Source organism: Paraburkholderia sp. EB58, assembly GCF_050436665.1.
Lineage (GTDB): Bacteria > Pseudomonadota > Gammaproteobacteria > Burkholderiales > Burkholderiaceae > Paraburkholderia.
Genome location: NZ_JBNDMQ010000029.1, coordinates 1 through 25,839, shown reverse-complemented (window position 1 = coordinate 25,839; position 25,839 = coordinate 1). Strand labels below are relative to the sequence as shown.

Sequence of the window (25,839 nt, the reverse complement as noted above, 5' to 3'; positions counted from 1 at the left end):
CCTGAGTACCTTCCAGCCTCCGAGAGCCACCATGAACAACCCCAAGCACTTCGACCCACGTCTCGACCCGACCCGCACGATCCGCGCTCCGCGCGGTGCGGAAAAGACCTGCAAGAGCTGGCTCACGGAAGCCGCGTACCGGATGATCCAGAATAATCTGGATGCCGAAGTTGCCGAGCATCCGCATGCGCTCGTGGTGTATGGCGGCATTGGCCGCGCGGCGCGGAACTGGGATTGCTTCGATCAGATTCTCGCCTCGCTCAAGGATCTCAACGACGACGAAACACTGCTGATCCAGTCGGGCAAGCCGGTTGGCGTGTTCAAGACACATGCCGACGCGCCGCGCGTGCTGCTGGCGAATTCGAACCTCGTGCCGCATTGGGCAACGTGGGAGCACTTCCACGAACTCGACCGCAAGGGCCTGATGATGTACGGCCAGATGACGGCGGGCAGCTGGATCTACATCGGCAGCCAGGGGATTGTTCAGGGTACCTACGAGACCTTCTTCTCGGTGGCGAACCAGCATTTCAACGGCGACCCGAAGGGCCGCTGGATCCTGACGGGCGGTCTCGGCGGCATGGGCGGCGCGCAGCCGCTGGCGGCGACCATGGCGGGCTTCTCGATGATCGCAGTCGAATGCGACGAGACGCGCATCGATTTCCGTCTGAAGACCCGTTATGTCGACCGCAAAGCGAAGACGCTCGACGAAGCGCTGGCGATCGTCGAAGACGCAAAGAAAACCGGCAAGCCGGTCTCGGTCGGCCTGCTCGGCAATGCGGCGGACGTGTTCGCTGAGTGCGTCGCGCGCGGCATCACGCCGGACTGCGTGACCGATCAGACCAGCGCACACGATCCGATTCACGGCTACCTGCCGCAAGGCTGGAGCGTGGAAGACTGGCGTGAGCGCATGAAGACGGCGCCGGACAGCATCGTCAAACCCGCCAAGCAATCGATGGCCGAACAGGTGAAGGCGATGCTGACGCTGCAGGAGCGCGGTGCGGCGACGCTCGACTACGGCAACAACATCCGCCAGATGGCGCTGGAAATGGGCGTCGAAAACGCCTTCGATTTCCCGGGCTTCGTGCCGGCGTATATCCGCCCGCTGTTCTGCGAAGGCAAGGGCCCGTTCCGCTGGGTCGCGCTGTCGGGCGATCCTGAGGACATCTACAAGACCGATGCGAAGGTCAAGGAACTGATCCCCGACGATGCACACCTGCACAACTGGCTCGACATGGCGCGCGAACGCATTGCGTTCCAGGGCCTGCCGGCGCGGATTTGCTGGGTGGGCGTGAAGGATCGTTATCGTCTCGGGCAAGCGTTCAATGAGATGGTGAAGAACGGCGAATTGAAAGCGCCGATCGTGATTGGCCGCGATCACCTGGACACCGGCTCGGTAGCCAGCCCGAACCGCGAAACCGAATCGATGAAGGATGGCTCGGATGCCGTCAGCGATTGGCCGCTGCTCAACGCGCTGCTGAACACGGCGGGCGGCGCAACATGGGTGTCGCTGCATCACGGCGGCGGCGTGGGTATGGGCTTCAGCCAACACTCGGGCGTGGTGATCGTCGCCGACGGTACGGATGAAGCCAGCAAGCGACTCGGCCGCGTGCTGTTCAACGATCCGGCCACGGGCGTGATGCGTCACGCGGATGCCGGCTACGAACTCGCGCAGGAGACCGCGCGTGAGGTGGGGCTTAACCTGCCGATGCTGGGCCGTTGATCGTGGCGCCGGGCGCTATCGTGACGCTCCTGCGTGGCGTGGATCTCGTGGCGGCGCCGTGGAAGAACGGCGGCGGCGTCACGCGTGAGGTGGCCGCGTTCCCCGCAGGTTCGGGTCTCGACGCGTTCGTCTGGCGCGTGAGCATTGCGGACGTCGCGCAAGCGGGGCCGTTCTCGCGCTTTGCCGGCATCGACCGGACGCTGGTGTTGTTGTCGGGCGCGGGTATGCTGCTCGATGAAGCGCAAGGACCGACGCACGCGCTGACGCAACCGCTCGACATCGCGCGTTTTGCGGGCGAGACGGCCATCGACGCGCGTCTCGTCAATGGGGCGACGCGCGATTTCAACCTGATGGTGCGGCGTGGTGCGGCAACGGGCGAGCTTGAGGTATGGCGCAGCGAGGGCGGCGCCAGCACGACGCCACACCACAGCCTGTCCGCCGACATCGTGCTGCTGTTTTGCGCGGCGGGTTCGCTCGAAGTGATGCTGGGCGATGCTGCACCGGTGACGCTCGCGGCGGACGACACGCTGCATATCGAGGCACCCGAGGCCCTGACGTGCAAGATAAGCGGCGAGGGCGCGCTGCTCGCGATTCGCTTGCATTACGCGTGAGCTGAAAGGCCTGCGCGAACGGAGAGCGGAGCCGCAGGCAGTACGAGCACACTGCAACACCCACACCGCGAGTCCGGGCGCGCATCGGACTTCGCATTCACGGACCGCAACAAGCTGCAACGAGCACGCGATGAAGCAAACCGTCTGGCATCACCTGAAGCTTTGCCCGCAGGGCGATCCCCAACATACGCTGGCCGACGCCGCGATCGCCGTGCGCGACGGCCAGATTGCGTGGCTCGGTGCGGCCAGCGAATTGCCGGCTGACTACGCTGCGTGGCCGCGCGAAGACCTCGGCGGCGCGTGGGTCACGCCGGGGCTCGTCGATTGCCATACCCATCTGGTGTACGGCGGCCAGCGCGCCGACGAGTTCGCTCAACGGCTCGCCGGTGTCAGCTACGAAGAGATCGCGCGGCAGGGCGGCGGTATCGTTTCGACGGTGCGCGCGACGCGCGCCGCCGATGAGGAGAGCTTGTTCCGCCAATCCGCAGCACGGCTTGAACCGCTGCTTGCCGAAGGCGTGACCGCTATTGAAATCAAATCCGGCTATGGCCTCGATCTGGCGAGCGAACGCAAGATGCTGCGCGTTGCGCGCCGTCTCGGTGAGCAGTATCCGGTGTCGGTCCATACGACCTTTCTCGGCGCGCATGCGTTGCCACCCGAGTTTGCCGGGCGTCCCGACGACTACATCACCGAAGTCTGCGAGCGCATGCTGCCCGCGCTGGCCGACGAGGGCCTCGTCGACGCAGTCGACGTGTTCTGCGAACGCATCGGCTTTTCGCTCGCGCAAAGCGAGCGCGTCTTCGCCGCTGCCGAGCGCTACAAGTTGCCGGTGAAAATGCATGCGGAGCAGTTGTCCAATAGCGGCGGGACGGCGCTTGCTGCGCGTCATCGCGCCTTGTCCGCGGATCACCTCGAGTTTCTCGACGAAGCGGGCGTGGCCGCGATGAAGGAGAGCGGTACGGTCGCCGTGCTGTTGCCGGGCGCGTACTACTTCATCCGCGAGACGCAGTTGCCGCCGCTCGAACTGCTGCGCCGCTACGAAGTGCCCATTGCGATCTCCACCGACAGCAACCCCGGCACGTCGCCCACCACGTCGCTCCTGCTGATGATGAACATGGCGACCACGCTGTTTCGCATGACCGTGCCCGAAGTCCTGCAAGGCGTGACGCAGCATGCGGCGCGCGCGCTCGGTCAGGCGGACCGCCACGGCACGCTGGCGGTTGGCCGCGCGGCGGATTTTGCCGTGTGGTCCGTCGATACGCTCGCTGAGCTGGCCTACTGGATTGGGCGTCCACTGTGTGCGCGTGTGGTGCGTGCCGGTGAGACGGTCTATACGCGGCCTGTTACGGCGCCCGTTCCGCGCTGAACGCCGCGCTGCGCCCCACGCTAACTGCTGTGCTAGCCGCGGAATTGACCGCTGTGCTGCACCCCAAGTCGAACCCCATCAAGGTCTGAAGATGACTGATCTGAACCGAGCGCCGGCACCCACATCGAACGAGGCATCGACGGAAGCAACCAGCCACGCGCTGTTCGCCGACTACGCGTATCTGCCGGATGGCTGGCGTCGCAACGTGTTGCTGCAGTGGGACGCCAGCGGCACGCTTACGTATGTCACGCCCGATACGGGCGCGCCGATGGCCGGCGTTGCCCGCGCAGCCGGCCCTGTCTTGCCCGGCATGCCCAACCTGCATTCGCATGCGTTCCAGCGCGCGATGGCGGGTCTCACCGAATATCGTGCGAACGCCACCGACAACTTCTGGAGCTGGCGCGACCTGATGTACCGCTTCGCCGCGAAGATTTCGCCGCAAGGGCTCGCCGCCGTCGCGCAGTGGCTGTACATCGAGATGCTGAAGGCTGGCTATACCTCGGTGTGCGAGTTCCATTACGTGCATCACACGCCGGAGGGCAGCCGTTACGTCAACGCGGCTGAACTGGCCGAGCGGGTGGTGGATGCGGCGCAGACGAGCGGCATCGGCATGACGATGCTGCCGGTGCTCTACCAGTACAGCGGCTTCGGCGCCCGCGCGCCGCGCGCCGATCAGCAGCGTTTCATCAATACGCCCGAGAGCCTGCTCGACCTGCTAGGCAAGCTGCGTGACGCACGCCCCGAAAGCGCGGCACTACGCTATGGCGTAGCGCCGCATTCGTTGCGTGCGGTTTCGGAACAATCTCTGCGCACCTTGCTCGACGGTCTCGATACGGATCTGCCGGGTGCGCCGGTACATATCCATATTGCCGAACAGACCGCGGAAGTCGATGCGTGTCTCGAGACGGAAGGCGCGCGGCCGGTGCAATGGCTGCTCGATCGTTTCCATGTCGATGCACGCTGGTGTCTGGTGCATGCGACCCATGTCGATGCGAATGAAACCAGCGCGCTCGCCAGGAGCGGCGCAGTGGCGGGGTTATGCCTGACGACCGAAGCCAATCTTGGCGATGGCATATTCCCGGCGCATACCTATCTCGACGAGAAGGGGCGGTTCGGTATCGGCTCGGATAGCCATATCGGCGTGGACTGGCGCGCCGAACTACGTCTGCTGGAATATGGCCAGCGGCTGTCGCGCCGCCAGCGCAATGTGCTGGCCTCGGCCGAGGCGCCGTTTGTCGCCGACCGCCTGTTCGCCGCTGCGCTCGATGGCGGTGCGCATGCCACCGGCCGCGCCGTGAGTGGTCTGAGGGCAGGGCAGCGCGCCGACTGGCTGGTGCTCGACGCCGACCATGCGAGCATCGCCGAGCATGCATCGGATGCGTGGCTTTCCGGCGTCGTATTCTGCGAACATGGCGAGACGCCGATTCGCGACGTCTACACCGGGGGCGTGAAGGTTGTCGACAATCGCAGACATCGCGACGAAGAGCGTGCATACGCGCAATATCGGGTAGCGCTCGCCGAATTGCTCAAGTGAGTGCCTCGAACCAACGCCTCAAACATAAGGCTCAGGTAAGCTGCTGATGTGACGCCCGATTTCATTGATTCTGGACTGACATGACTGCTTCGAACACCCCACCGGTTTTTTCGCTGCACGAGGGAAGCCTGCCGCTGCTGATTTCGATTCCCCACATGGGCACGCGCATTCCCGACGATATTGCCGCGACGATGACGCCCCTCGCCCAGCGCACCGAAGATTGCGACTGGCACCTCGACCGCCTGTATGGGTTTGCGCGCGGCCTCGGCGCCTCGATCCTGATGCCGACTTATGCTCGCTACGTGATCGACCTGAATCGCCCGCCTGACGGCGCGAATCTCTATCCGGGCCAGGACACGACAGGCCTTTTGCCGGTCGACACGTTCGACAAGGAGCCGCTCTATCTCGACGGGCATTTGCCCGACGAGGCCGAGGTCGCGCGTCGCCGCGACGCCTACTGGAAGCCGTATCACGATGCGCTCGCCGCTCAACTGGCGGCGCTGAAGGCGAAGCACGGCAAGGTGCTGCTGTGGGAAGCGCACTCGATTCGCTCGCACGTACCGCGTTTTTTCGAAGGACGGCTGCCGGATTTCAACTTCGGCACGTCGAACGGTGCGAGTGCTGTGGCGGGACTGGGTGAGGCGCTGGCTGCGGTGGTCGAGCAGGACGGTCGCTACACGGCGATCGCGAATGGCCGCTTTAAGGGCGGCTATATCACGCGTCAGTATGGTCAGCCGATTGAGGGCGTGCACGCAGTGCAGCTCGAACTGACGCAGATTACGTATATGGAAGAGCAGATGCCGTATGCGTATGACGAAAGGCTCGCGGCGCAGGTCGAGCCGCTTCTGAAGACGCTGGTGCAGACCGCGCTGGAACGGGTGGCCGCGGCGTAACGCGCGCGACGCACCATGGACACGCGTGGGGCTCCAACTGCGAGCCCCGCGCGTGTCTTCCTGCAATAATGCTTTCTTCCGACCTAAGAACCCCTGCATGCAGCGGGGCAGGCTGCGCTAGCAGCCGTATCGGGTCTCGTTACGCCACCTCAATGGCAGTGTCGTTCCCAGTGTCCGTGCACGTGAACCTTGTGGCACACCGGATGGTGATGGTCGTCGGCATGTGCCGGCACCATGACGCAGAGGGAGGCAAGCGCGGTGGCGCAGGCAAGGATCGCTTTCTTCATCATATTTTCCTTTGTTCGGATGGAGTGGCAGAACCTCTTTGGCAGCACGATTCGTGCCGCAAACGTCTGAACAATGCCGCGACGCCATTCAGCGACCCGGAACGCACCCACGCGCAGCCTGTCAACAGAAAGGGCATGACGGTCTGCCTGGTCCCCGTCGCTAGTTACGCCAGTTACGTTAGGTCACACTTCCCGGGACATACCGGTTGCATGCGGCATGGCGAAGCGACTACCCTTTGACGAAAACGACGTGCATGGGCTGCGAGGCCTGCGCACGACGTTACACACTAATTAATCGGGCAAGAAAAGATGGAAGACCCAGCAATGGAAGATTCCGACGAGTCCCTGCTCCCGATCTGGCGGGCAAATCTGGTGGTGCTGACCCAGGAGGTCGGCGCGGCAACGCGGCTCGCGCGGATGATGACGTTCTCCGCAAGCTATTTGAAGCTGATGCTGTCCGGTCAACGTGAATTCAGCGAGGAGTTCGTGCGCGGTGTCGAAGCGGTCAGCGGCTTGCCGGCCGGCTGGATGAACACGCCGCATAACCAACAGGACATTCCCGCGAACGCCCGCGAGGCGATCGACAATGAAACACCGCTCGCGCGCTTTCGCGGCACGGCGCATCCGGCGCGCAAGAAATCGGTGCTGCGTCCGCCAGAACCCATCTTCGGTCAGCCGGGCCCTGCACGCCGCATCGAGGAGGAGACCTTCGACGTCGAGACGCATCGGCGCAACGCGCACTTTCGCAAGGTCCGCGATCTGGCGGTGCAGGACGTGCGCCGCTTCGAGCGTCATCTGGCGAGTCCGCCGGTCGAACTCGCCGTGTTGCGCGCCAAGGTGGAGGACGTCATCGCCGCCTCTGACCTGGAGGACACGGACCTTGCCGATCTCACCGGCCGGCTCGAGCAGATCGAAAAGCACCGTCATCTTCTGATGCGGCATGTGGAGAAACTACAGGCGCTGCTGGTAAGGTTGGGCGAAAGCGAGTGAGTTCACTTGCGCCTGCTGTGCCGCTCGATAGCCAGCCGGCAGATCCGGTCGCAAAGTTCGCTGAATGCGATGCCGCGCGCCTGCGCCGACGGCGGCAGCAAGCTTGTCGCCGTCATGCCGGGTAGCGTGTTGACTTCCAGGCACCACAGCACCCCGTGGCGATCCAGCCGGAAGTCTGAGCGGCTGTATCCATCCAGCTTCAAGGTGCGATGCGCACGCAGCGCCAGCGCGCGGGCCTCTTCTGCGATGTTTTCCGGCAAGTCGGCCGGAAAGATTTCATGCACCGCGCCGGGCTGGTACTTCGCCTTGTAATCGAACACCGCATCCGGATCGATGACGATTTCCCCCACCGCTAACGCTTCATCACCGAGCACGCCGACCGTGATCTCGCGGCCGGCGATGAATTGCTCCAGCATGACTTCGCTGTCGTAGGAACCGGCCAGCGCGATGGCATCTGCAAGCTCGTCCGCGGAGCGCACCACGGAAAGACCAACGGTCGACCCCTGGCTATTCGGTTTGACGACGAGCGGGTAACCCAGTTGTTCTCCTGCGGCCTCGAGCGCGACGGGCGCCATCAGCCAGCGCGCCGTGGGAATGCCTGCGGTGACGAAGAGCCGCTTGGCCACGTCCTTGTCCATCGCGAGCGCACTGCCCAGATGCCCGCTGCCGGTGTAGGGCAGTTCCGCGAGATCGAGCATGGCCTGGATGGTGCCGTCTTCGCCGCTGCCGCCATGCAAGGCGGCGAACACGACATCCACGCCGGCGAGCGTCGCGGCCTGCAGCGCGCTCGATTGTCCCGAGCGGATCATCGCAAGGGCCTCGGAGGCGGGCGGCGCTTCATTGACGCGTGAACTGAGAAAGCGGACTTCTTCTGCGCCGCTCAGCAGTCCGCGTGATGTATCGATCGCCAGTACTTCATGTCCCGCCGCGCGTAATGCAAGCACGACCTGCGCGCCGCTGGCAATCGAGACTTCACGTTCCTCGCTGGTGCCGCCGAACAGCACGGCAATCTTGAGCGGGCTAGTTTGCATATCAACGGACCTTCTGTTCGTGTGTTTTGTGCGGGGGTGCGGGGTTTTCTGCTGCGCGTCGCGGCGAAATATTCTACTTATTCACACACGCAGCTCGGTCAGGATCTGTTCGGCAAGGAAATCGCAGGGCGGGCGGTTCGAGCGGGCGCTGCGGGCCAGCACGATTTCAAGTTCGGGCAAGACCGGCAAGCCATGCGGGCGCCCCAGTTGTACGAGGTGGGCGGGCACGGCGCAGCGCGCGAGCGGGGCGACGGCGAGTCCGGCTTCGACCATGCTGAACAGGCCCATCAAACTCGGGCTTTCGTACGAAGTGCGGTAGGCGATCTTCGCGAGCTCCAAAGCGTGAATGGCATTCGCACGCGCCACGCTGCCCACCCCGAACAGCGCCACCGGCAGCGGCCGCTCTTTCCATATCTCGCGGCCGCTGGCGGCGGCGCCCGCCCACACCATCGGTTCGAAGCGGATGAAATCGCCGCTCAAGCCCTTCATGCGGGTCACGCAGGCGAGATCGATCTTGTTGTCCCTGACGAGCGGGGCGAGCGCATTGCTCGGCATGCCGATCACCTGAATCTCGACCTTCGGATAGCTCGCCGAAAACTTGCGCAGCACCGACGGCAGCAGCGATGACGCGTAGTCGTCCGGCACCCCGATCGCGACGCGCCCTTTGACCTCGGGATGCACCATCGACGCCCAGGCTTCGTCGCGCAGGGCCAGCATGCGGCGCGCGTAGGCAAGCAGAATCTGGCCGTCGGCGGTGGGCGTGACGCTGCGCGGGCCGCGCACAAAGATGGGCTTGCCGAGCGCGCTTTCCAGCGTGCGGATCTGCATGCTGAGGGCGGACTGCGAACGGTGCACGAGCGTCGCGCCGCGTACGAAACTGCCGGCATCTGCGATCGCGACCACCATCGACAGCACGTCCAGGTCCAAGGCTTTCATAGGTATCAGAAAAGCTGATCGAAACGTTCAATATAACGCGTTTGTCTGAATGCTGGGCGGTCGGCATACTGGGCTCCGTTGCTGGCTGGGCGAGGTTCGACCGCCGCCTTTGCCGCTTCTGCCGCTTCTCAAACCTTTGCACCACACATAGACCGGAGACCACCGCGATGCCAATGACCTACGACGACTTCAAGCAACTGGGCATGCGCCTCGACATGTCGCGCGGCAAGCCCGCGCCCGAGCAACTCGACCTCTCGCGCGCACTGCTCGACGAGGCGGGGACGGCCGGCTTTCTGTCGCGTGACGGCATCGACTGCCGCAACTATGGTCACCTTCTAGGTCTGCCCGAAGCGCGCGAGTTCGGCGCGGCGCTGCTCGATGTGCCGGCGGATCAGGTGGTGGCAGCCGGCAATTCGAGCCTCGAACTGATGCATGACGCACTGGCGTTTGCGATGCTGTTCGGTGTGCCGGGTGGCGACGCGTGGCGCAAACACGACGATATTGCTTTTCTCTGCCCGGTGCCCGGTTACGACCGGCACTTCGCGATCTGCGCGGCGCTCGGCATCCGCATGATCAACGTGCCGTTGAACGACGACGGTCCGGACATGGACTTCGTGGAAACGCAGGTAGCAAACGATCCGGCTATCAAGGGCATCTGGTGCGTGCCGCTCTATAGCAACCCGAGCGGCACGATCTACTCGGACGAGGTGGTAAGGCGTCTCGCTGCGATGCCGGCTGCGGCGCCGGACTTCCGGCTGTTCTGGGACGATGCTTACCGTTTTCACCATCTGACGGAGCAGCGGCACACCACGCTCAACGTGCTTGACGCGTGCGCTGCCGCCGGGCACGAGGACCGGGCGCTGGTGTTCGCGTCGCTCTCGAAGGTGACGATCGGCGGCGGTGCCATGGCGTTTCTGGCCGGCTCGCGCCGCAACGTGGACTGGTGGCAGCAGCGCGTATCGGTGCGCACGATCGGGCCGGACAAGCTGAACCAGTTGCGCCACGTGCGTTTCCTGCGCGACCGTGCGGGGCTCGAGCGGCTGATGGAGCGTCACCGTGCGGTGGTGAGCCCGAAATTCGCGGCGGTCGCGGCGGCCTTCGATGAGCAGTTCGGTGATCTACCGGGCGTGACGTGGAACGCTCCGGCGGGCGGCTACTTCATCAGCCTCTACACTCCGACGGGGTTCGCGAAGCGCACCGTGGCGCTGGCTGCCGCGGCGGGACTCGTGCTGACGCCGGCGGGTGCGGCTTATCCGTATGGGCGCGACCCGGACGACCGGCATCTGCGGATCGCGCCGACCTTTCCGGCGCTCGATGAAGTGCGGCTTGCGGCGCAGGGGATCACGCTGTCGCTGCGCCGGGCGCTGGAGGAGGGCTGAAGGCGGGCGAAGTAGACGAACTTGGCGGCAGCAGACGCGAGACCGCGTGCGGGGGAGCAGGTGAGGGCGGCATGTGAGCCAACTGCGGCCCGCCCCGTTGTGCGTCCGCCGAGTTTTGCGGGCGCCGCGCATTTGCGGTAAAAGGGAACGCATGACCGATCGCTCCCGACTTATTCCCCTTATCGTCGCCTGTCCGCTGTTCCTGCAAAACCTCGACACGTCGATCATGGCGACGGCGCTGCCGTCGATTGCCCGCTCGCTGCAGGTCCAGACGCTGCACCTGAATCTGGCGATCACCTCCTATCTGCTGAGCCTCGCGGTGTTCCTGCCGGCGAGCGGCTGGCTGGCGGACCGCTTCGGCGCACGCCGGGTGTTTTGCACGGCGATCGCGCTGTTCTCGCTCGGCTCGGCGCTGTGCGGCCTCGCTCAATCGATGCCCCAACTGGTGATCTTCCGCGTCTTGCAGGGAATGGGCGGCGCGATGATGGTGCCGGTCGGGCGCCTGATCCTGCTGCGCAGCGTGCCGCCCGCGCGGATGGTCGCGGCGATGGTCTGGTTCACCGTCCCGGGTGCCATCGGGCGGCTGGCTGGTCCCTTGCTCGGCGGCCTGGTGGTGACGATCACCTCATGGCGCTGGATCTTTCTGCTGAACATCCCCTTCGGCGTACTGGGCGTCCTGATGGCGATGAGCTTCATCGACGATACCCACGAACCCATTTACCAGCGTTTCGATCTCGCCGGTTTCATTCTGCTTTCGACCGGGCTGGTCGGGCTCGTCGGCGGTCTCGATACGGCAGGCCGCGGACTGGTGCCGCAGGAAGTCACCTTTGCGCTGGCCGGATTCGGCCTGCTGTCGATCCTCGCTTACTGGCGCTATAGCCGCCGCCATGATGACGCCATCATCGATCCCGGCCTGCTGCGCTACAAGGCATATCGGACCGCCGTGGTGGGCGGCATGCCGTTGCGTATCGCGATTGGCGCATCGCCGTTCCTGATGCCGTTGATGCTGCAGCTCGGCTTCGGCTTGTCGCCGCTGCAATCCGGCTCGCTGAGCGTGGCGACGGCGGTCGGTTCGCTTAGCGTGCGTGCGGTGATGCAGCAGGCGATCCGTCGCATCGGCTTTCGCACGCTGCTGATCGGCGCAACGTCGCTCACCGGATGCTTCTATGCGGGGTACGGACTGTTTCAGCCGACTACGCCGCATCTGCTGATCTTTGTGGTGCTGCTGTTCGGCGGCCTGTTCAATTCGCTCGGCATGGTGACGCTCAACACGCTCGGTTACTCGGATATGCCCAAGCCGATGATGAGCCGGGCGACGGCGCTCTCGAGCATGGCGCAGCAACTGTCGATCAGCATCGGCGTCGCGTTCGCCGCGTCGTTGCTGGCGTTGACCGCGCATCTGCATGGCGGCAGCGCGGCGCATCTGACAGCGCGTGATTTTTCGCCGGCGTTTGCGGTAGTCGGCGTACTGACGTTTTGCTCGTTGTTCTTCTTTACGAAGCTGGCCCATGACGAAGGAGCGGAACTGCGGGCGCGGTGAGGAGCGGCGGTTCACGCCTTCGTGACGAGCGCGCCGCCTCTTGACTGGAACGCAGCGGCCACCGATGTGCTACAAACACAATACCGACCGGGACGAGGTGTCATCGTGGGGAACATCTCCGCAGATTTGCAGCAGGCGCTCGCGCAACGCGCGCTCGAAGGCGCGGCTGGCCGTATGCTCGCGCGCCCGCTTGCCGGGGGCAACGGCTGGACGGTCGCCGACGTGCTGTGCACGCACGGCCCACGCGACCATCCATTCGAAGAGCAGCACGGCGGCGTGTGCATTGCGATGGTGGTCGCGGGCACGTTCGGCTATCGCTGCGCTGCCGGGGATGCCTTGTTGACGCCGGGCGCGCTGATGCTCGGTAACTCCGGCACTTGCTTCGAATGTGGACATCGGCATGGGGCGGGGGATCGCTGCCTCGCGTTCCATTACGCGGCGGCGTACTTTGAACGACTGGCGGCGGACGCGGGTGTCGCAGCTGGCACGCTGGCGTTCCGCCACGCACGGATCCCACCGTTGCGGTCGCTGACGCCTTTGATCGCGCGTGCCTGTACGGATGTGGCGCAGACCGATCGGATGAGCCGCCAATCCGACTCCGCCTGGAACGAACTCGCCGTCGAACTGGCCGCTACGACGCTGAAGGCGGCCGGCGCACTCACTCAACCCACCCGCGCAGAAAGCGCCGCCGCGTGGTCGCGCGTCGCGCAAACCGTCCATCTGATAGACGAAGCGCCGCAAGATGCTCATACCCTGGGCAGTCTTGCGCGCGCCGCGGGGTTGAGCGAGTTCCATTTTCTGCGCACTTTCCAGCGTGTGACGGGCGTGACGCCGCATCAATACCTGCTGCGCGCGCGCTTGCGCACCGCTGCCTTGCAGGTGGCCGGCGACACGTCCAGGATCGTCGATATTGCGCTCGCCTGCGGTTTTAACGACCTGTCGAATTTCAATTACGCGTTTCGTCAGGAGTTCGATGTAAGTCCACGTGCATGGCGATCCCGCACCAGGGGCGTTTCCCGTGCGCGGGTGAGGGCGCACACAGCATGAGGCGCTCCATACGGCGCAGGGGCGCCGCTTTGGCATGGGTGATCTGCGGCGCGTGCCTCGCGTCAGCGGCGTTCGTCGCGTCCGCAGCACAAGCAGCCGCCCCCACCGCGAGCGACGACATAGCCCCATCCACCATCGAAAGTGATGTCCATTACTTCGTGATCCAGAAGGACGGCTCGGTCGAGGAACACGACGACACGGTCCTGCGTGCGAATACGACGAGCGGTGTCGACGACATCGCGCAGCGCTACGTCTGGTTCAACAAGGATATCGAGCATGTGCAATTGCTCGCCGCCGAAACGATCGACCCAGATGGCACCGTGCGTCCGGTCGGCCCGGACGGCATCCGCGACGTGCAGGAGCCGCGTTCGGCCGGCGCGCCGACCTTCGAGGACGGCGTATTGCGCACGGTGATTTTCCCGGGCGTCGAGCCGGGCTCGCGGGTACATCTGGCGTTTCGCAAGACGCGCACGAAGCCGCTGCAGGCCGGCACCTTCGCCTACCTGGTCGAACCGACGCGCGATCCGGTCGAGCTGCAGCGGCTGATCTTCGACTTGCCCGCCGACGTACCGCTCTATGCCGACGCACGCGGTTACGTGGAATTGCCGCCGGTCACGGAGAAGGGCCGCACCCGCTATGAGTTCGACTACCGGCACGGGCCGTATACGCCCATCGAGTCCGGCGCGGTGGGCTACGAGACGTGGGGCGACCGGCTGATGGTCTCGACAGTGCCGGACTACGCCACTTTCGCCGCGCGCTACAAGGCCCCCGCCACCGATGCCACCATAAGCGATCCGGCCATCGTTCAGCTTGCGCAGTCACTGACGGCCGGGACCAACGATCCGCGCGAAAAGGCCCGCATCCTGTACGACTGGATGCGTCTGAATGTACGCTACGTGGCGCTCTTTCTCGGAGAGACCGCGGCGGTGCCGCACAGGGCCATCGATATCCTGCACAACCGCTATGGCGACTGCAAGGATCACGTCGCGCTGTACAGCGCATTGCTGGCGGCCGTGGGCATCCATAGCGAAGCGGTGCTGTTGAATCTCGGGCCTTACTACACTTTGCCGGACGTGCCGGGCTATGGCGACAGCGCGATCAATCATGCGATCGTCTGGATTCCGCAGTTCTCGCTCTATGCGGATACGACCGCGGGCGGCATCGCGTTCGGCTATCTGCCGCTCGTCGTAATGGACCGGCCGGTTCTGCTGGTCGATGACGGGGTCATGTCGCGCACGCCGGCCGTCCAGCCGCGGGCCCGCTCGGTGCGCTTGCAGATCGACGTGAACGACACCGGGGCAGGGTCGTACGCGTACCGGGTGGAAGACTCGGGTGCGACGGCCGAACTCGAGCGCAACGTGTTCCGCCGCGCCACTCATCAGCGCGCCCAGCAGATTGCCGCGAGCCGGCTGTTGCAGACGGGCTTGCACGGCAGCTCGCTACTGCGCACCAGCGACGTCTCGACCACCGAAGGACCGTTCGCCACCACGATTCAGGGAACGCTGGAGCACTTCACGTGGACCGACGGCACCACCGCGCTACCCGCCCTCACAAGTTTCGCGGGCGGCATTGCCAGCCAGGTGCAGACGTGGCTGGCCGAGCCGCAACGCACGCAACCGTGGGTCTGTGTAGGTGGTGACTTCGACGAAACCGCGCAGATCACGTTGCCCGATACGGTGCGCGTGACCGATCTGCCGGCCGACGCGAGCGTGGAGGACGACTTCTTCGATTACGCCTCGCACTACGTGTTTGATCCGTCCACCCGGGTCCTGCAGATCACGCGCCGCTTGCATACGAAGTTCGCCCACCAGGTCTGCTCGGCGGACATGTTCAATGAAGTGCAGGCGTCGCTGGTGAGGATTGAGCGCGATGCGTCATCGCAGGTGGTGGTGCGGGCGACGCCCGTGACTTACCGTTTCGCGCAGCCCGGCCGGATCAAAGCGCCGACCATGTCCAACGGATAGTGCTTGCCGAGATAGATTAGATGCGCGCCCGCGCCAGCCGCAGTCCGGGGAGTGCCAGCGCAAGGACGCAAGGACCTTGCGCTGGACTGCCCGCTGGTTCAGCCGGCGTGTTGCCGGCTGTCCCATCCTTCAAGTCTTAACGCATCGCAACGCTTAGCTCCCGCCACCCTTGGTCACAATCGGCACCCACGTACCGTTCTTGACCTGATACAGCGTCGAGCCGGCGTTCTTCAGCGAGCCGTTCGGATCGAAGGCGATCGGACCGGTCACGCCGTCGAAGCTGATCGCCTTCAGCACCGGGCGATACGCCGCGGGCGTTGTGGACTTGGCCTGCTGCATGGCCTTGATCGCCGCCCATGCCGCGTCGTAGCCGAACGGCGCATACGACAGGATATCCACGCCAAAGCGCTTCTTGAACTTCTCTGAGAAGTCCTTGCCGCCCGGCAACTGTGAGAGCGGCCGGCCGTATTCCCATGCCATTGCGCCATCGGCTGCATCGCCTGCCAGCTTGATGAACTCCGGATCCATGACGCCGCCGCCGCCAACCAGTTGCGCCGTGAGGCCGAGCTGCTTCATCCGCTTGGCGACGCCTGCTGCCTGCGTATCGAGGCCGCCGAAGAAGATCAGATCCGCATTGGTGGCCTTGATCGCGGTGAGCTGCGTGCTGAAGTCGACCGCCTGGTTGTTGGTGTATTCATGCGCGACGATATTGCCGCCGTGCGCCTTCACCGCCTTCTCGAACTCGTCGGCCTCGCCCTGGCCGAACGCGGTGCGGTCGTCCAGGATCGCAATGCGCTTGGCCTTGGTCACCTCGACCGCGTAGACGCCCGCATTGCCGGCGTTTTGCGCGTCCGTGGAGATCACCATGAAGGTGTTCGCAAAACCGCGCCCGGTGATGATCGGGTTGGTGGCCGCCGGGTCGATGACCGGAATGCCGGCCGTTTCATAGAGTTGCGACGCGGGAATCGTCGTACCCGAGTTGAAGTGGCCCACCACCACCGACACGCCGGAGTCCACCAGTTTTTGCGCCGCCTGCACGCCGACGCGCGGGTCGGCCTGATCATCCTCGGCGACGATCTGGAAGTTGGCAACCTGATTGCCGATCTTGATCTTTTGTGCGTTGGCTTCGTCGAGGGCGAGCTGCACGCCGTTCTGGAGGTCTTTGCCGTAACCGGCGTTGACGCCCGTGAGCGGCGCCGCGAAGCCGATCTTCACCGGCAGGTCGTCCGCGAAGCCGGACAGCGGTGCGACTGCGAGGATTGCGCCCAGTACCACAACGAGGGGTTTCAGCGTCTTGCTAAAGCTCATGGTCTCTCCTTCCAGCGACAGGTTCAAATTATGAATATCGGTCACGGCAACCGGCATCTGCGGCCGGGTACGGCTGTCACGCTGAAGCAGCGCGCCGCGCGCTGAGAAACGCGAAGGCGCGAGCCGGTCAGAATGTGCGATGAAAACTGGCTTGAGGCTCGATGCGTGCGGCGTGGTCTCCTTCAAAGGTCAGACTGTTTCAGAGTACGGATGATCGTACGCCAGAAAGAATGATGGAAAACACAGTGACAGCGGTAGTGAGGACAAGACCTGGTGAACGTAGTGCCAGGCATTGCTTGACAACTCGCGTGCCACCGGTCCTGCGTGCCTCAATGTGTCCGTCAATGTGTCCATCAATGTGTCCATCAATGTGTCCATCAATGTGGCCGAAATATAGAAAGCCAATTTGAGCCCGTCTTGGCAGTTCGCGGCGCTTTGGATGAGGATTTCAGCATAGGCCCTGGACAGGGCGGGCGACGGGCGTGTATCGAGCAGCTGGCGGGTGCGGATGCCGGCACACGCAAGGCGGGTGGCGCGGTTGCGCCGGAGGGGTGAAACGTCGAACGGCAGAAGCGTGGACGTGCGGGAATGCCTGGGCGTGGAAGTGCCCAGGCGGGTGAGCGCCGCTTACTGCTCGCCTTGCAGGCGCAGCACTTCTTCGCGCAAACGCATGAGCGGTTCCTTGGTGTCGTCGTCGGCCCAGGTCTCGAGATCGTCGATGGCGCGCTGGCAGCCGTCGAGCACCAGATCGAGATCCACCGGCACGCCGTTGGCAAGCGCGAACTGGATGGTCTCAGCAAACTGCTGGCACTCGTCTTCGCCGTAAGAGATGTCGAGATTGTCCGCGATCACTTCGGCGATGTTGCTGCGGGCGCGGTCGTCGGCCGTGACCAGTTCGATGATGCCGCGTGCCACCGCCGGCGAGTAGTAGAGCGCGATGTCGAGCCACTGCGTCGGATCGAAATCCGCCTCGCCGAACTGGTTCTCGAAATACTCGATCGCTTCCTGTTCGTGCGCTTCGTCGGCGTCGACGCTGATGCACAACTCTTCGAAATATTCTTCCCGCTCGCTGCGGATATGACCGTCCATCTGTACCTCGTTTGCCTGTAGCGGGTGCTTGAAAAGGGTTGCGTGCACCACGCGGCACGCATTATAGGACGAGCGGCTGACAAGCGAGCGTCAGCGACCTGAGCGGCGGGCGAGCAGCGCCGCTTGCCCCGCGCAGGTGCATCGCTATTGGATTGTCTACCGAAGCGCGAATAGTGTTTTCCGTCTAAGGGGGATGCGCCAGGGCGCACGGATCGTTAAACTCGCCCCGGCTGTTCCGATCAGGGAATCGGGCGGCTTATTCGTCTGATCAATGTGGAGAAATACAATGAAGGGAGTCTGGTTTTCCCTCGTTGCGCTCGCGCTGTGTGTAGCGGGCGTGGTGAGCGTGGCACCGTCGATTGCGCAGGCAGCAGGGCTAACGAGCGCCCAGGTGCTGGCTGAGATCGCCGGCCATCACGCACTGGATACGCAGCCGGCGCAGCCATTGCAACCGGTAGGTTGGGCCAAGGCGGCCCTGTAAGCGCGTAGCGCTGGCGCTATACCGAATCGATGGTCCACGCGTCGAACCACTCGCGCGGCTGCGCAATTTCATCCTGCGCGGCGACCAGTTCCAGCTCATAGCGGCCGGCTTGCCAGGTCGCCTTGACGACCGCATTCACGGCGGCGAGCGTATGTTCGAAGGCCACCCGGATCGAGTCGCCAAGCAGCCTGCGGGCGACGAACGCCGCGCTCGTCAGATCGCCGACACCGACCGGCTGCCGGGCGAACGGGTAGAGCGGCCGTTGTCCCATCCACGCCTCGGTCGGCGTGACCACCAACATGTTGAAGCGGTCGGCGGGGCTGTTGCGGTCGAGCAGGTGCTTGACCAGCACAATCTTCGGCCCGCGGCGGATGATCTCGTGGCAGGCGGCGACCGCTTCCTCTACTGTTTCGATCTCCCGCCCGACCAGACGCTGCAATTCGCTGTGATTCGGGGCCATGCCGTCGGCCACCTCGGGCATTGTGCGCACGAGAAATTCCTGGATGCCGGGTTCGACCTTGCAACCGGTGGCCGCCCCCATCACCGGATCGCAGAAATACCAGGCACGCGGATTGGCCGCCTTCACAGCCTTGACGATTTCAATCACGGCCTGCGCCTGGTCGGGCGTGCCCAGGTAGCCCGAGAGCACCGCATCGCAGCGCGGCAGCACGCCGATCGCGCCGATGCCTTCGACCAGATCCTGCATCTGTGAAGCATCGATGGCGCTGCCGGTCCAGTGGCCGTACTGCGTGTGATTCGAGAACTGCACGGTATTGAGCGGCCAGACGTTGACCCCAAGACGGCTCATCGGGAAGACCGCGGCGCTATTGCCCGCGTGCCCGAAGACGACATGTGACTGGATGCTCAGGACGTTTTTCATGATGTCTTCGCCGGCGCTATCCGTTAGGCGCCGCTAATGGTCGATAGAGCCGCATGCGATCGCGAGGATCGCTAGTGGCCGTTTCGGTGGATGGATTTGCCTGGCGTAAGCCGCGTGCACCGGCGAGAGGCGCGTCGGCCGCTACGTCATGCAATCAGGCTGGCGCGAACCCTTGCGCTGCCATGTTGGCGTTTCGGACAACCCAGCAGCGGCGCGGTGTGCCTATGCAATCAACAATACATGAGTTTTCACCGGGCCGGCATGATCCGTCCCCGTGGTGTTGCGCCGAGCCATCATGGAGCGGTCGCGGAGTGGCGAGGCGCCCCCCCGCTTGCGGACCGCTTGTTCAGGCCAGCTCACGGTACAGCGTCAGATAGCGCTCGGCCGAGGCGCCCCAGCCGAAGTCCTGGCGCATCGCGCGCCGCTGGGTGGCTTTCCACTCGGCGTGGCGCGCGTACAGCGCGAAAGCGCGGCGAATCGCGGCGCCTAGCGCGTCCGGTTCAAAGCGCTCGAATACGAAGCCGGTCGTGAGATCGTCGGCCAGATTTTCCAGCGATGCGTCCACCACCGTGTCCGCGAGGCCGCCCACGCGATGCACGAGCGGCAGCGAGCCATAGGCTAGCGCGTAGAGTTGCGTGAGGCCGCAGGGCTCGAAGCGCGACGGCACCGCCACCACGTCGCTGCCGGCGATGATGGCGTGCGCCAGCGCTTCGTCGAAACCCAGTTCGACCGCCACCGACTCAGGGTGCGCATGCGCCACCCGTTGCAAGCCTTTCTCGAGCGTCGTATCGCCGGTACCGAATACCACCAGTTGCCCGCCGCGCTTGATGATCTCCGGCAGCGCCGCGAGCAGCAGGTCGAGGCCCTTCTGTTCAGTGAGACGGCTGACGACGCCAAACAGCAAGGCGTCGCTTTTGCCGGCGAGGCCGAAGCGCTTTTGCAGGGCGCTCTTGCAGGCGTGCTTGCCGGACAGCAGGGACTCGGTGTAGTGCTCGGCAAGCAGGGTGTCGGTGGCCGGGTTCCAGACGGTGTAGTCGACGCCGTTCAGGATGCCGGACAGGTCATGCGTGCGGTTGCGCAGGAGCCCGTCGAGGCCGCCGCCCTGGGCAAGTGTCTGGATTTCGCGGGCGTAGGTGGGACTCACGGTGGTGATGCGGTCGCTGTAGTAGAGGCCTGCTTTCAGAAACGACAACTGTCCGTAGAACTCAATGCCTTGCATGCTGAAGAAGTCAGCCGGCAGCGCCAGCTGACCGAACAGATGCGCCGGGAAGATGCCCTGGTAAGCGAGGTTATGCACGGTGAATATGCTGTGGGCGAAAGCTTTGCCATGCTGGCGCTCGGCTGCTCGTAGATAGGCGGGGGCGAGGCCGGCGTGCCAGTCGTGCGCATGGACGATCTGCGGCGCCCACGCCGGATCAAGCTGCTGGGCGAGCTGCGCGGCAGTCCAGCCGAGCAGCGCAAAACGCTGGGCGTTGTCGCCATAGGGCACATGTTCGGCGTCGAGGTAGGGGTTGCCGGGGCGGTCGTAGAGAGAGTCGGCGCGGATCACGTAGACCACGAGGTCGCTGGATGGCAGCGTGCCCTGCTCCAGCGTCACGTGCGGCGCGTCGAAACGGCGGCCCAACTGCGCCACCGTGCGCAGATCGGAGAGGCCCGCGATCACCGCCGGAAAGCCCGGCAGCAGCACCCGGACGTCCGCGCCGCGCTCGATCAGCGCCAGCGGGAGGGCGCCCGCCACGTCGGCAAGACCGCCTGTTTTCAGGAGGGGATACAGCTCGCTTGCGACGTGCAGGGCGCGAATCGTCATGGGCAGATTTCCGGTTGTGGCGGGTGGTGGTTCGAGTGAGCAGGCTCCCGCGCTAGTGCTCCGCCTTCTGGCCTCGCAACGCGTCCGGCGTCACGAGCACAATGCCGGTTTCAGTGCGGTAGAAGCGTTCGGCGTCGTGCACGGGGTCTTCGCCGATCACCGTCCCGTCCGGAATGGCGCAGCCGCGGTCGATCACGACGCGGCGCAATCGGCAACTGGCGCCAATGGTGACCTGCGGCAACAAGACTGCCTCATTGATGTTACAGAAAGAATTCACCAGCACATTTGACGACAGCACCGAGCGCGAAATCTGCGAGCCGGAGATCACGCAGCCGCCGCACACGATCAGGTTCGTGCCCGTGCCTTGCAGCCCATTCATGTCGCGTACGAACTTGGCGGGCGGCAACTGCTGCTGGTGCGTCCAGATTGGCCAGTCGCGGTCGTAGAGGTCGAGCGTCGGAATTGTCGAGGAGAGGTCCAGATTGGCGGCCCAGTATGCGTCGATCGTGCCGACGTCGCGCCAGTAGGGCTCCACGTTCGGGTCCGATGATACGCACGACATGCTGAACGGATGGGCGATCGCGTTGCCTTTCGTGACCACGCGCGGCAGGATGTCCTTGCCGAAGTCGTGATCGGTGTCGGCGCTGGTGATATTTTCTTCGAGCAGTGAATACAGGTAGTCCGCATCGAACACGTAGATGCCCATGCTGGCGAGGGCTATGTCCGGGCGCCCCGGCATCGCGGGCGGGTCCGCGGGCTTTTCGACAAAGCCGGTGACGCGGCGGTTCTCGTCCACGTGCATCACGCCGAACGCCACGGCTTCCATGCGCGGTACCTCGATACAGCCCACCGTGCAGTCCGCGCCGCTTTCGACGTGGTCGGCGATCATGCGCGTGTAATCCATCTTGTAGATGTGGTCGCCGGCCAGCACCACGACGTATTTCGGCCGGATCGAACGGATGATGTCGAGGTTCTGGAACACCGCGTCCGCCGTGCCGCGATACCAGTGCGCACCTTCGACGCGTTGCTGGGCGGGCCACAGGTCGATGAACTCGTTGAACTCGCCACGCAGGAAGCCCCAGCCGCGCTGGACATGCCGGATCAGCGAATGCGCCTTGTATTGCGTGACGACCGCGATACGGCGGATGCCGGAGTTCAGGCAATTGGACAGCGCAAAGTCGATGATCCGGTACTTGCCGCCGAAGTGCACGGCCGGCTTGACGCGCTTGTTGGTGAGCGGGCCGAGCCGCGTGCCGCGTCCGCCCGCGAGGACGATTGCGAGAGTGGTGCGTTGCAGATCGTTGAGGCTTGCCGGAGTTTCCATGCTTTGTCTCCTATGTCCCATGCAACCTGGTTGCTGGTGGTGTGCCCCGATTGATTATGCTGGCTGTTTTTCTTGTCGATTCTGGTCCAGATGCGGTCTTCTGTCGCGGTGCCTTGACGATTGTTTGCTATTTTTAGCACCGAATGGCCACCCGCGAATAGTCTGGATTATGTGGATGCCCAACGAATCGTAAGGTATCGCAACATATCGGTGTCCTGCGCAAGATCGCAGCCGGCCATCGGTGCGTCCGTGCGGCACGGCGCATAGCTGTGCAATTGGGGCGCGGCAATATGCGTGCCTAAGGCACTGGGGCCTGCCGCACAGCAGGATTTTGGACGCCCACGTAGAATCGGCGGCTCCGCTCCCCGGCGGGTTGGGCGCCTGCCCGCCGGGATTCTCGTGCACTCGTGCAGAAACAGAACCCGTCCGCCGAACCCCATGCCTATGAGTTTCAGCCTTCATCCCCTGGTTGCGCTGTTGTGCGCTTGTGCGCTGGCCTCGTCTGCCGGGTGCGGCGCGGCGCATGCCGCTACCGGCAGCGAGCCTGCCGAGGCGAGTGCCGCCGTCGCCGGCAGCGAGGGTCCTGCTTACGGACCCGAACTCCAAGGTTTCACGTACCCGGAGCCGGTCGAACAATACGACTTCACGTCGCAGGGCGTGGCGTTGCACATGGCTTACATGGACATCAAGCCGGACCATGCCAACGGACGCACGGCCGTGCTGCTGCACGGCAAGAATTTTTGTGCTGCCACATGGGAGCCCACCATCCGGCGCCTAAGCGAGGCAGGCTACCGGGTGATTGCCCCGGATCAGATCGGCTTTTGCAAATCGAGCAAACCAGAGCACTACCAATACAGCTTCCAGCAATTCGCGCGCAATACGCATGCGCTGCTCGAATCGCTGGGCGTGAGCCGCGCCACCCTGATCGGCCATTCGACCGGCGGCATGCTGGCGATCCGCTATGCGCTGATGTATCCGCAAGAGACGCAGCAGCTGGTGCTGGTCGACCCGATCGGCCTCGAGGACTGGAAAGCGAAAGGGGTGCCGTCGCTGTCGGTCGACCAGTGGTACGAGCGCGAGTTGAAGACGACCGCCGACGGCATCCGCCGCTACGAGCAGGCGACCTACTACGCGGGCCACTGGCGCGCGGATTACGAACCATGGGTGCAGATGCTGGCGGGTATGTACCGCGGGCCGGGTAAGCAGATCGTGGCGTGGAATTCCGCGCTGCTGTACGACATGATCTACACCCAGCCGGTGGTCTATGAACTAGGCGAGCTGAAGATGCCGACGCTGCTGATGATTGGCCAGAAGGACACGACGGCGATCGGCAAGGATGCCGCGCCGCCCGACGTGCGCGCGAAGCTTGGCCACTATCCGGAACTGGGACGGCTCGCCGCGCGGACGATTCCGCATGCGACGCTCGTCGAGTTCGCAGACCTGGGGCACGCGCCGCAGATGCAGGATCCGCAGGCGTTTCACAAGGCGCTGCTTGATGGACTGGCTGCGTTGCCGGCTAATCAGTAGGTTGGGTTGGGTCATCTGCGGGCGCCAGATACCCAATCAGGTGTTCGAACGCCTTCGTAAAAAGAGGCTCGCTGCGAACCGCAGCGAGCCTCTTTTACCGCAGCGGGCCAGTTAGTTACCACCCGCTTGCCTCTCACTTTCCACTGACGATTGCTTCGCGCACCTGCGCGGCAATTTCAAACGACCGCAACCGTGCAGCGTGATCGTAGATCTGCGCGGTCAGCATCAATTCGTCTGCGCCGGTCTGCTCGATCACGGATAGCAGTCCCGCCCGAACCGTATCCGGATCGCCGATCACCGAGCACGCCAGCGACTGCGCGACGCCATTCAATTCCATCTCCGCCGCCTCGACCCTGTCGACGGGCGGCTGCAATTGCCCCGGCGTGCCGCGTCGCAAATTGATGAACTGCTGCTGCAGCGACGTGAAAAGACGCAGGGCGGCCTCGTTGGTATCGGCCGCGAACAGGTTCACGCCGACCATCGCATACGGTTTCTCGAGCGCCGCCGACGGACGGAACTGCGCGCGGTACAGACGCAGCGCGGTCAGCATCTGGTCTGGCGCGAAGTGCGAGGCGAATGCGAACGGCAGGCCGAGCGCTGCCGCCAGTTGCGCGCTGAAGAGCGAGGAGCCGAGCAGCCACAACGGCACGTGCAACCCCGCGCCCGGCACCGCGCGCACGCGTTGACCCGGCACTGGGTCCGCGAAGTAACGCTGCAATTCGACCACGTCGTCCGGGAACGTGTCCGCACTGCCTTGCAGATCGCGGCGCAAGGCGCGCGCGGTGGTCTGGTCCGTACCCGGCGCGCGGCCGAGGCCCAGGTCGATGCGGCCGGGGTAGAGCGAGGCGAGCGTGCCGAACTGTTCGGCGATCACGAGCGGTGCGTGATTCGGCAGCATCACGCCGCCCGAGCCGACGCGGATGGTTCGGGTGCCCCCCGCCACATGGCCGATCACCACTGAGGTCGCCGCGCTGGCGATGCCGGTCATGTTGTGATGCTCGGCGAGCCAGAAGCGGCGATAACCCCAGTTTTCAGCGTGCTGGGCGAGATCGAGCGTATTGGCGAAAGCCTGCGCCGCGCTCGCGCCGGCGGTGATGGGGGAGAGGTCGAGAACCGAAAAAGGAATCATGGCGAATTCGTCCGAAGCCCTGCGTCGAGCGGAAACGCGTGGAGCGAAGTGCTCGCACGCCGTAAGGCCGTCGACAGCAAAGGCAAAATCGGATTGTGCCAAAGCGTGTTCGTTCGCGCTGACGGGCTGCACAAGTCCACAACTGCAACAGGGTGTTGCGTCGCCCGGAAGCGGGCCCGCTCATGCACAGGGAACGCGGATCCAGCGGGAGGTGCAAAAGGCCGAGCCGGGTGCGGCAATTAGCCCAATTGATTAGATCGTTAACGCCCGCAGGGGATTAATTGCCGGAATGCCGCAATTATTGTCAGACTAACAATACAGAGTTATATGGCTGTAAAAGATACTGTCGGAGTCAATAAAACGCGGATCATATGACCGAATGCAACGAGCAAGTCTGCGCCAGCGCTGCTACAATTTTCCCGACCCATGAATGTGCGTGCGATTGCCATTCAAAGGCGCACCAAGCTTGACGCTCCCGTGGCGGCAGCGGTGCCTCTTAACCTAGTAGTTTCAACGCCCTTTCGGTGGCTGACAGAAACGCAACCAGATTGATCTTTTGTAAGCTGCTGGAATTGGCCATTTGATCTCTGTCTAAACGCTTTCGATTATCTGTCATATACCCACCGCAATATTACGGGAAATTACAGGAATGTCTTTGCACGCTTTGCTTTAAGGCAGCGGCTCAATTCGACGCCGATTGTTCTGACGCAACAGAAGGAGTTCCGATCGTGCGAGCGAGTGTGTTTGTGCATCTCTTGTCGACTAGTTTTGTCATTGCCGGTTTGCGGGCCACGGGGAGTCGGAGTGGGGGCCAATGACGGTGCATTCGCTATCTGTTTTGGAGTGGCTGCTGGTTGGGTTCTGCTGTGCCGCCACGGTGTATGCAGGCGTTGCAGCAGTGGCGATGCCGTTTTTCAGCAAGCGTGCCGGCGTATGTCACGTCGGCTGGACCTCCGTGAGCGTGCTCAAGCCGCTATGCGGGATCGAGCCGCGTCT

The 25,839-nt window shown here is 64.1% G+C and carries 21 protein-coding genes and 1 pseudogene; 13 read left to right on the top strand and 9 right to left on the bottom strand.

What is annotated here, in order from left to right; genetic code table 11:
* The first annotated feature begins 31 nt into the window (after nt 1–31).
* The 5 genes from hutU (at nt 32) to hutG (ending at nt 6,124) form a co-directional block, all read left to right on the top strand.
* Nucleotides 32–1,720: a urocanate hydratase gene (gene hutU / locus P3T40_RS32110; protein WP_429271745.1), complete on the top strand. Its 1,689-nt coding sequence runs from the start codon at nt 32–34 to the stop codon at nt 1,718–1,720.
* Between the two features lie 20 nt (nt 1,721–1,740).
* On the top strand, nt 1,741–2,331 hold the full coding sequence (locus P3T40_RS32105; RefSeq protein WP_429271744.1) for a HutD/Ves family protein: 591 nt from the start codon (nt 1,741–1,743) through the stop codon (nt 2,329–2,331).
* 130 nt (nt 2,332–2,461) lie between these two features.
* Nucleotides 2,462–3,697 (top strand): imidazolonepropionase, encoded by a 1,236-nt coding sequence (hutI, locus tag P3T40_RS32100; RefSeq protein WP_429271743.1) that lies wholly within the window; start codon nt 2,462–2,464, stop codon nt 3,695–3,697.
* A 91-nt stretch (nt 3,698–3,788) separates the two neighbouring features.
* Nucleotides 3,789–5,231: a formimidoylglutamate deiminase gene (locus P3T40_RS32095; protein WP_429271742.1), complete on the top strand. Its 1,443-nt coding sequence runs from the start codon at nt 3,789–3,791 to the stop codon at nt 5,229–5,231.
* Nucleotides 5,232–5,311: 80 nt separating this feature from the next.
* Complete coding sequence (hutG, locus tag P3T40_RS32090) at nt 5,312–6,124, top strand: N-formylglutamate deformylase (protein WP_429271741.1); 813 nt, start codon at nt 5,312–5,314, stop codon at nt 6,122–6,124.
* 149 nt (nt 6,125–6,273) lie between these two features.
* Here the strand turns inward: hutG and P3T40_RS32085 are convergent, their stop codons facing one another.
* Nucleotides 6,274–6,411, bottom strand: a complete 138-nt coding sequence (locus P3T40_RS32085; RefSeq protein WP_429271740.1) for a hypothetical protein — start codon at nt 6,409–6,411, stop codon at nt 6,274–6,276.
* A 324-nt stretch (nt 6,412–6,735) separates the two neighbouring features.
* Between P3T40_RS32085 and P3T40_RS32080 the strand changes: the two genes are divergently transcribed.
* Nucleotides 6,736–7,401: a hypothetical protein gene (locus P3T40_RS32080; RefSeq protein WP_429271739.1), complete on the top strand. Its 666-nt coding sequence runs from the start codon at nt 6,736–6,738 to the stop codon at nt 7,399–7,401.
* 2 nt (nt 7,402–7,403) lie between these two features.
* On the opposite strand, the gene P3T40_RS32075 is transcribed toward P3T40_RS32080, so the two are convergent.
* Entirely contained in the window at nt 7,404–8,432 is a 1,029-nt protein-coding gene (locus tag P3T40_RS32075) for a D-alanine--D-alanine ligase (RefSeq protein WP_429271738.1), read from the bottom strand.
* A gap of 81 nt (nt 8,433–8,513) precedes the next feature.
* The gene (locus tag P3T40_RS32070) at nt 8,514–9,368 is read right to left on the bottom strand and encodes a LysR substrate-binding domain-containing protein (protein ID WP_429271737.1); all 855 of its coding nucleotides are present in this window, start codon (nt 9,366–9,368) and stop codon (nt 8,514–8,516) included.
* 167 nt (nt 9,369–9,535) lie between these two features.
* On the opposite strand from P3T40_RS32070, the gene P3T40_RS32065 reads away from it, so the two are divergent.
* The 4 genes from P3T40_RS32065 to P3T40_RS32050 all read left to right on the top strand — a co-directional run bounded on the left by P3T40_RS32065 (nt 9,536) and on the right by P3T40_RS32050 (nt 15,298).
* The gene (locus tag P3T40_RS32065) at nt 9,536–10,747 is read left to right on the top strand and encodes an aminotransferase class I/II-fold pyridoxal phosphate-dependent enzyme (RefSeq protein ID WP_429271736.1); all 1,212 of its coding nucleotides are present in this window, start codon (nt 9,536–9,538) and stop codon (nt 10,745–10,747) included.
* A 151-nt stretch (nt 10,748–10,898) separates the two neighbouring features.
* Nucleotides 10,899–12,287, top strand: a complete 1,389-nt coding sequence (locus P3T40_RS32060; RefSeq protein ID WP_429271735.1) for an MFS transporter — start codon at nt 10,899–10,901, stop codon at nt 12,285–12,287.
* 105 nt (nt 12,288–12,392) lie between these two features.
* On the top strand, nt 12,393–13,334 hold the full coding sequence (locus P3T40_RS32055; RefSeq protein WP_429271734.1) for a helix-turn-helix transcriptional regulator: 942 nt from the start codon (nt 12,393–12,395) through the stop codon (nt 13,332–13,334).
* Nucleotides 13,331–15,298, top strand: a complete 1,968-nt coding sequence (locus P3T40_RS32050; RefSeq protein ID WP_429271733.1) for a DUF3857 domain-containing transglutaminase family protein — start codon at nt 13,331–13,333, stop codon at nt 15,296–15,298. The genes P3T40_RS32055 and P3T40_RS32050 overlap by 4 nt, the downstream gene beginning before the upstream one ends.
* Before the next feature lie 153 nt (nt 15,299–15,451).
* Here the strand turns inward: P3T40_RS32050 and P3T40_RS32045 are convergent, their stop codons facing one another.
* Both P3T40_RS32045 and P3T40_RS32040 read right to left on the bottom strand, forming a co-directional pair.
* Nucleotides 15,452–16,606: a branched-chain amino acid ABC transporter substrate-binding protein gene (locus P3T40_RS32045; protein WP_429271732.1), complete on the bottom strand. Its 1,155-nt coding sequence runs from the start codon at nt 16,604–16,606 to the stop codon at nt 15,452–15,454.
* A gap of 627 nt (nt 16,607–17,233) precedes the next feature.
* Nucleotides 17,234–17,695, bottom strand: coding sequence for a hypothetical protein (locus tag P3T40_RS32040; protein ID WP_429271731.1), 462 nt, complete (start codon nt 17,693–17,695; stop codon nt 17,234–17,236).
* A gap of 286 nt (nt 17,696–17,981) precedes the next feature.
* Here P3T40_RS32040 and P3T40_RS32035 point away from each other — a divergent pair, with 286 nt between their 5' ends.
* Nucleotides 17,982–18,176 (top strand): hypothetical protein, encoded by a 195-nt coding sequence (locus P3T40_RS32035; RefSeq protein ID WP_429271730.1) that lies wholly within the window; start codon nt 17,982–17,984, stop codon nt 18,174–18,176.
* 16 nt (nt 18,177–18,192) lie between these two features.
* Here P3T40_RS32035 and pdxY read toward each other — a convergent pair whose 3' ends face one another.
* The 3 genes from pdxY to glgC form a co-directional block, all read right to left on the bottom strand.
* Nucleotides 18,193–19,056, bottom strand: coding sequence for a pyridoxal kinase PdxY (gene pdxY / locus P3T40_RS32030; RefSeq protein WP_429271729.1), 864 nt, complete (start codon nt 19,054–19,056; stop codon nt 18,193–18,195).
* Nucleotides 19,057–19,402: 346 nt separating this feature from the next.
* Nucleotides 19,403–20,863: a glycogen synthase GlgA gene (gene glgA / locus P3T40_RS32025; RefSeq protein WP_429271728.1), complete on the bottom strand. Its 1,461-nt coding sequence runs from the start codon at nt 20,861–20,863 to the stop codon at nt 19,403–19,405.
* Between the two features lie 52 nt (nt 20,864–20,915).
* A complete protein-coding gene (gene glgC / locus P3T40_RS32020; RefSeq protein WP_429271727.1) occupies nt 20,916–22,187 on the bottom strand; it encodes a glucose-1-phosphate adenylyltransferase in 1,272 nt (423 codons plus the stop codon).
* Nucleotides 22,188–22,631: 444 nt separating this feature from the next.
* On the opposite strand from glgC, the gene P3T40_RS32015 reads away from it, so the two are divergent.
* Nucleotides 22,632–23,714, top strand: coding sequence for an alpha/beta fold hydrolase (locus P3T40_RS32015; RefSeq protein WP_429271726.1), 1,083 nt, complete (start codon nt 22,632–22,634; stop codon nt 23,712–23,714).
* Between the two features lie 133 nt (nt 23,715–23,847).
* Here P3T40_RS32015 and P3T40_RS32010 read toward each other — a convergent pair whose 3' ends face one another.
* Nucleotides 23,848–24,843: an LLM class flavin-dependent oxidoreductase gene (locus P3T40_RS32010; protein WP_429271725.1), complete on the bottom strand. Its 996-nt coding sequence runs from the start codon at nt 24,841–24,843 to the stop codon at nt 23,848–23,850.
* Between the two features lie 814 nt (nt 24,844–25,657).
* Between P3T40_RS32010 and P3T40_RS32005 the strand changes: the two are divergent.
* A pseudogene (locus tag P3T40_RS32005) lies at nt 25,658–25,839 on the top strand (bacteriohopanetetrol glucosamine biosynthesis glycosyltransferase HpnI); the annotation flags it as partial.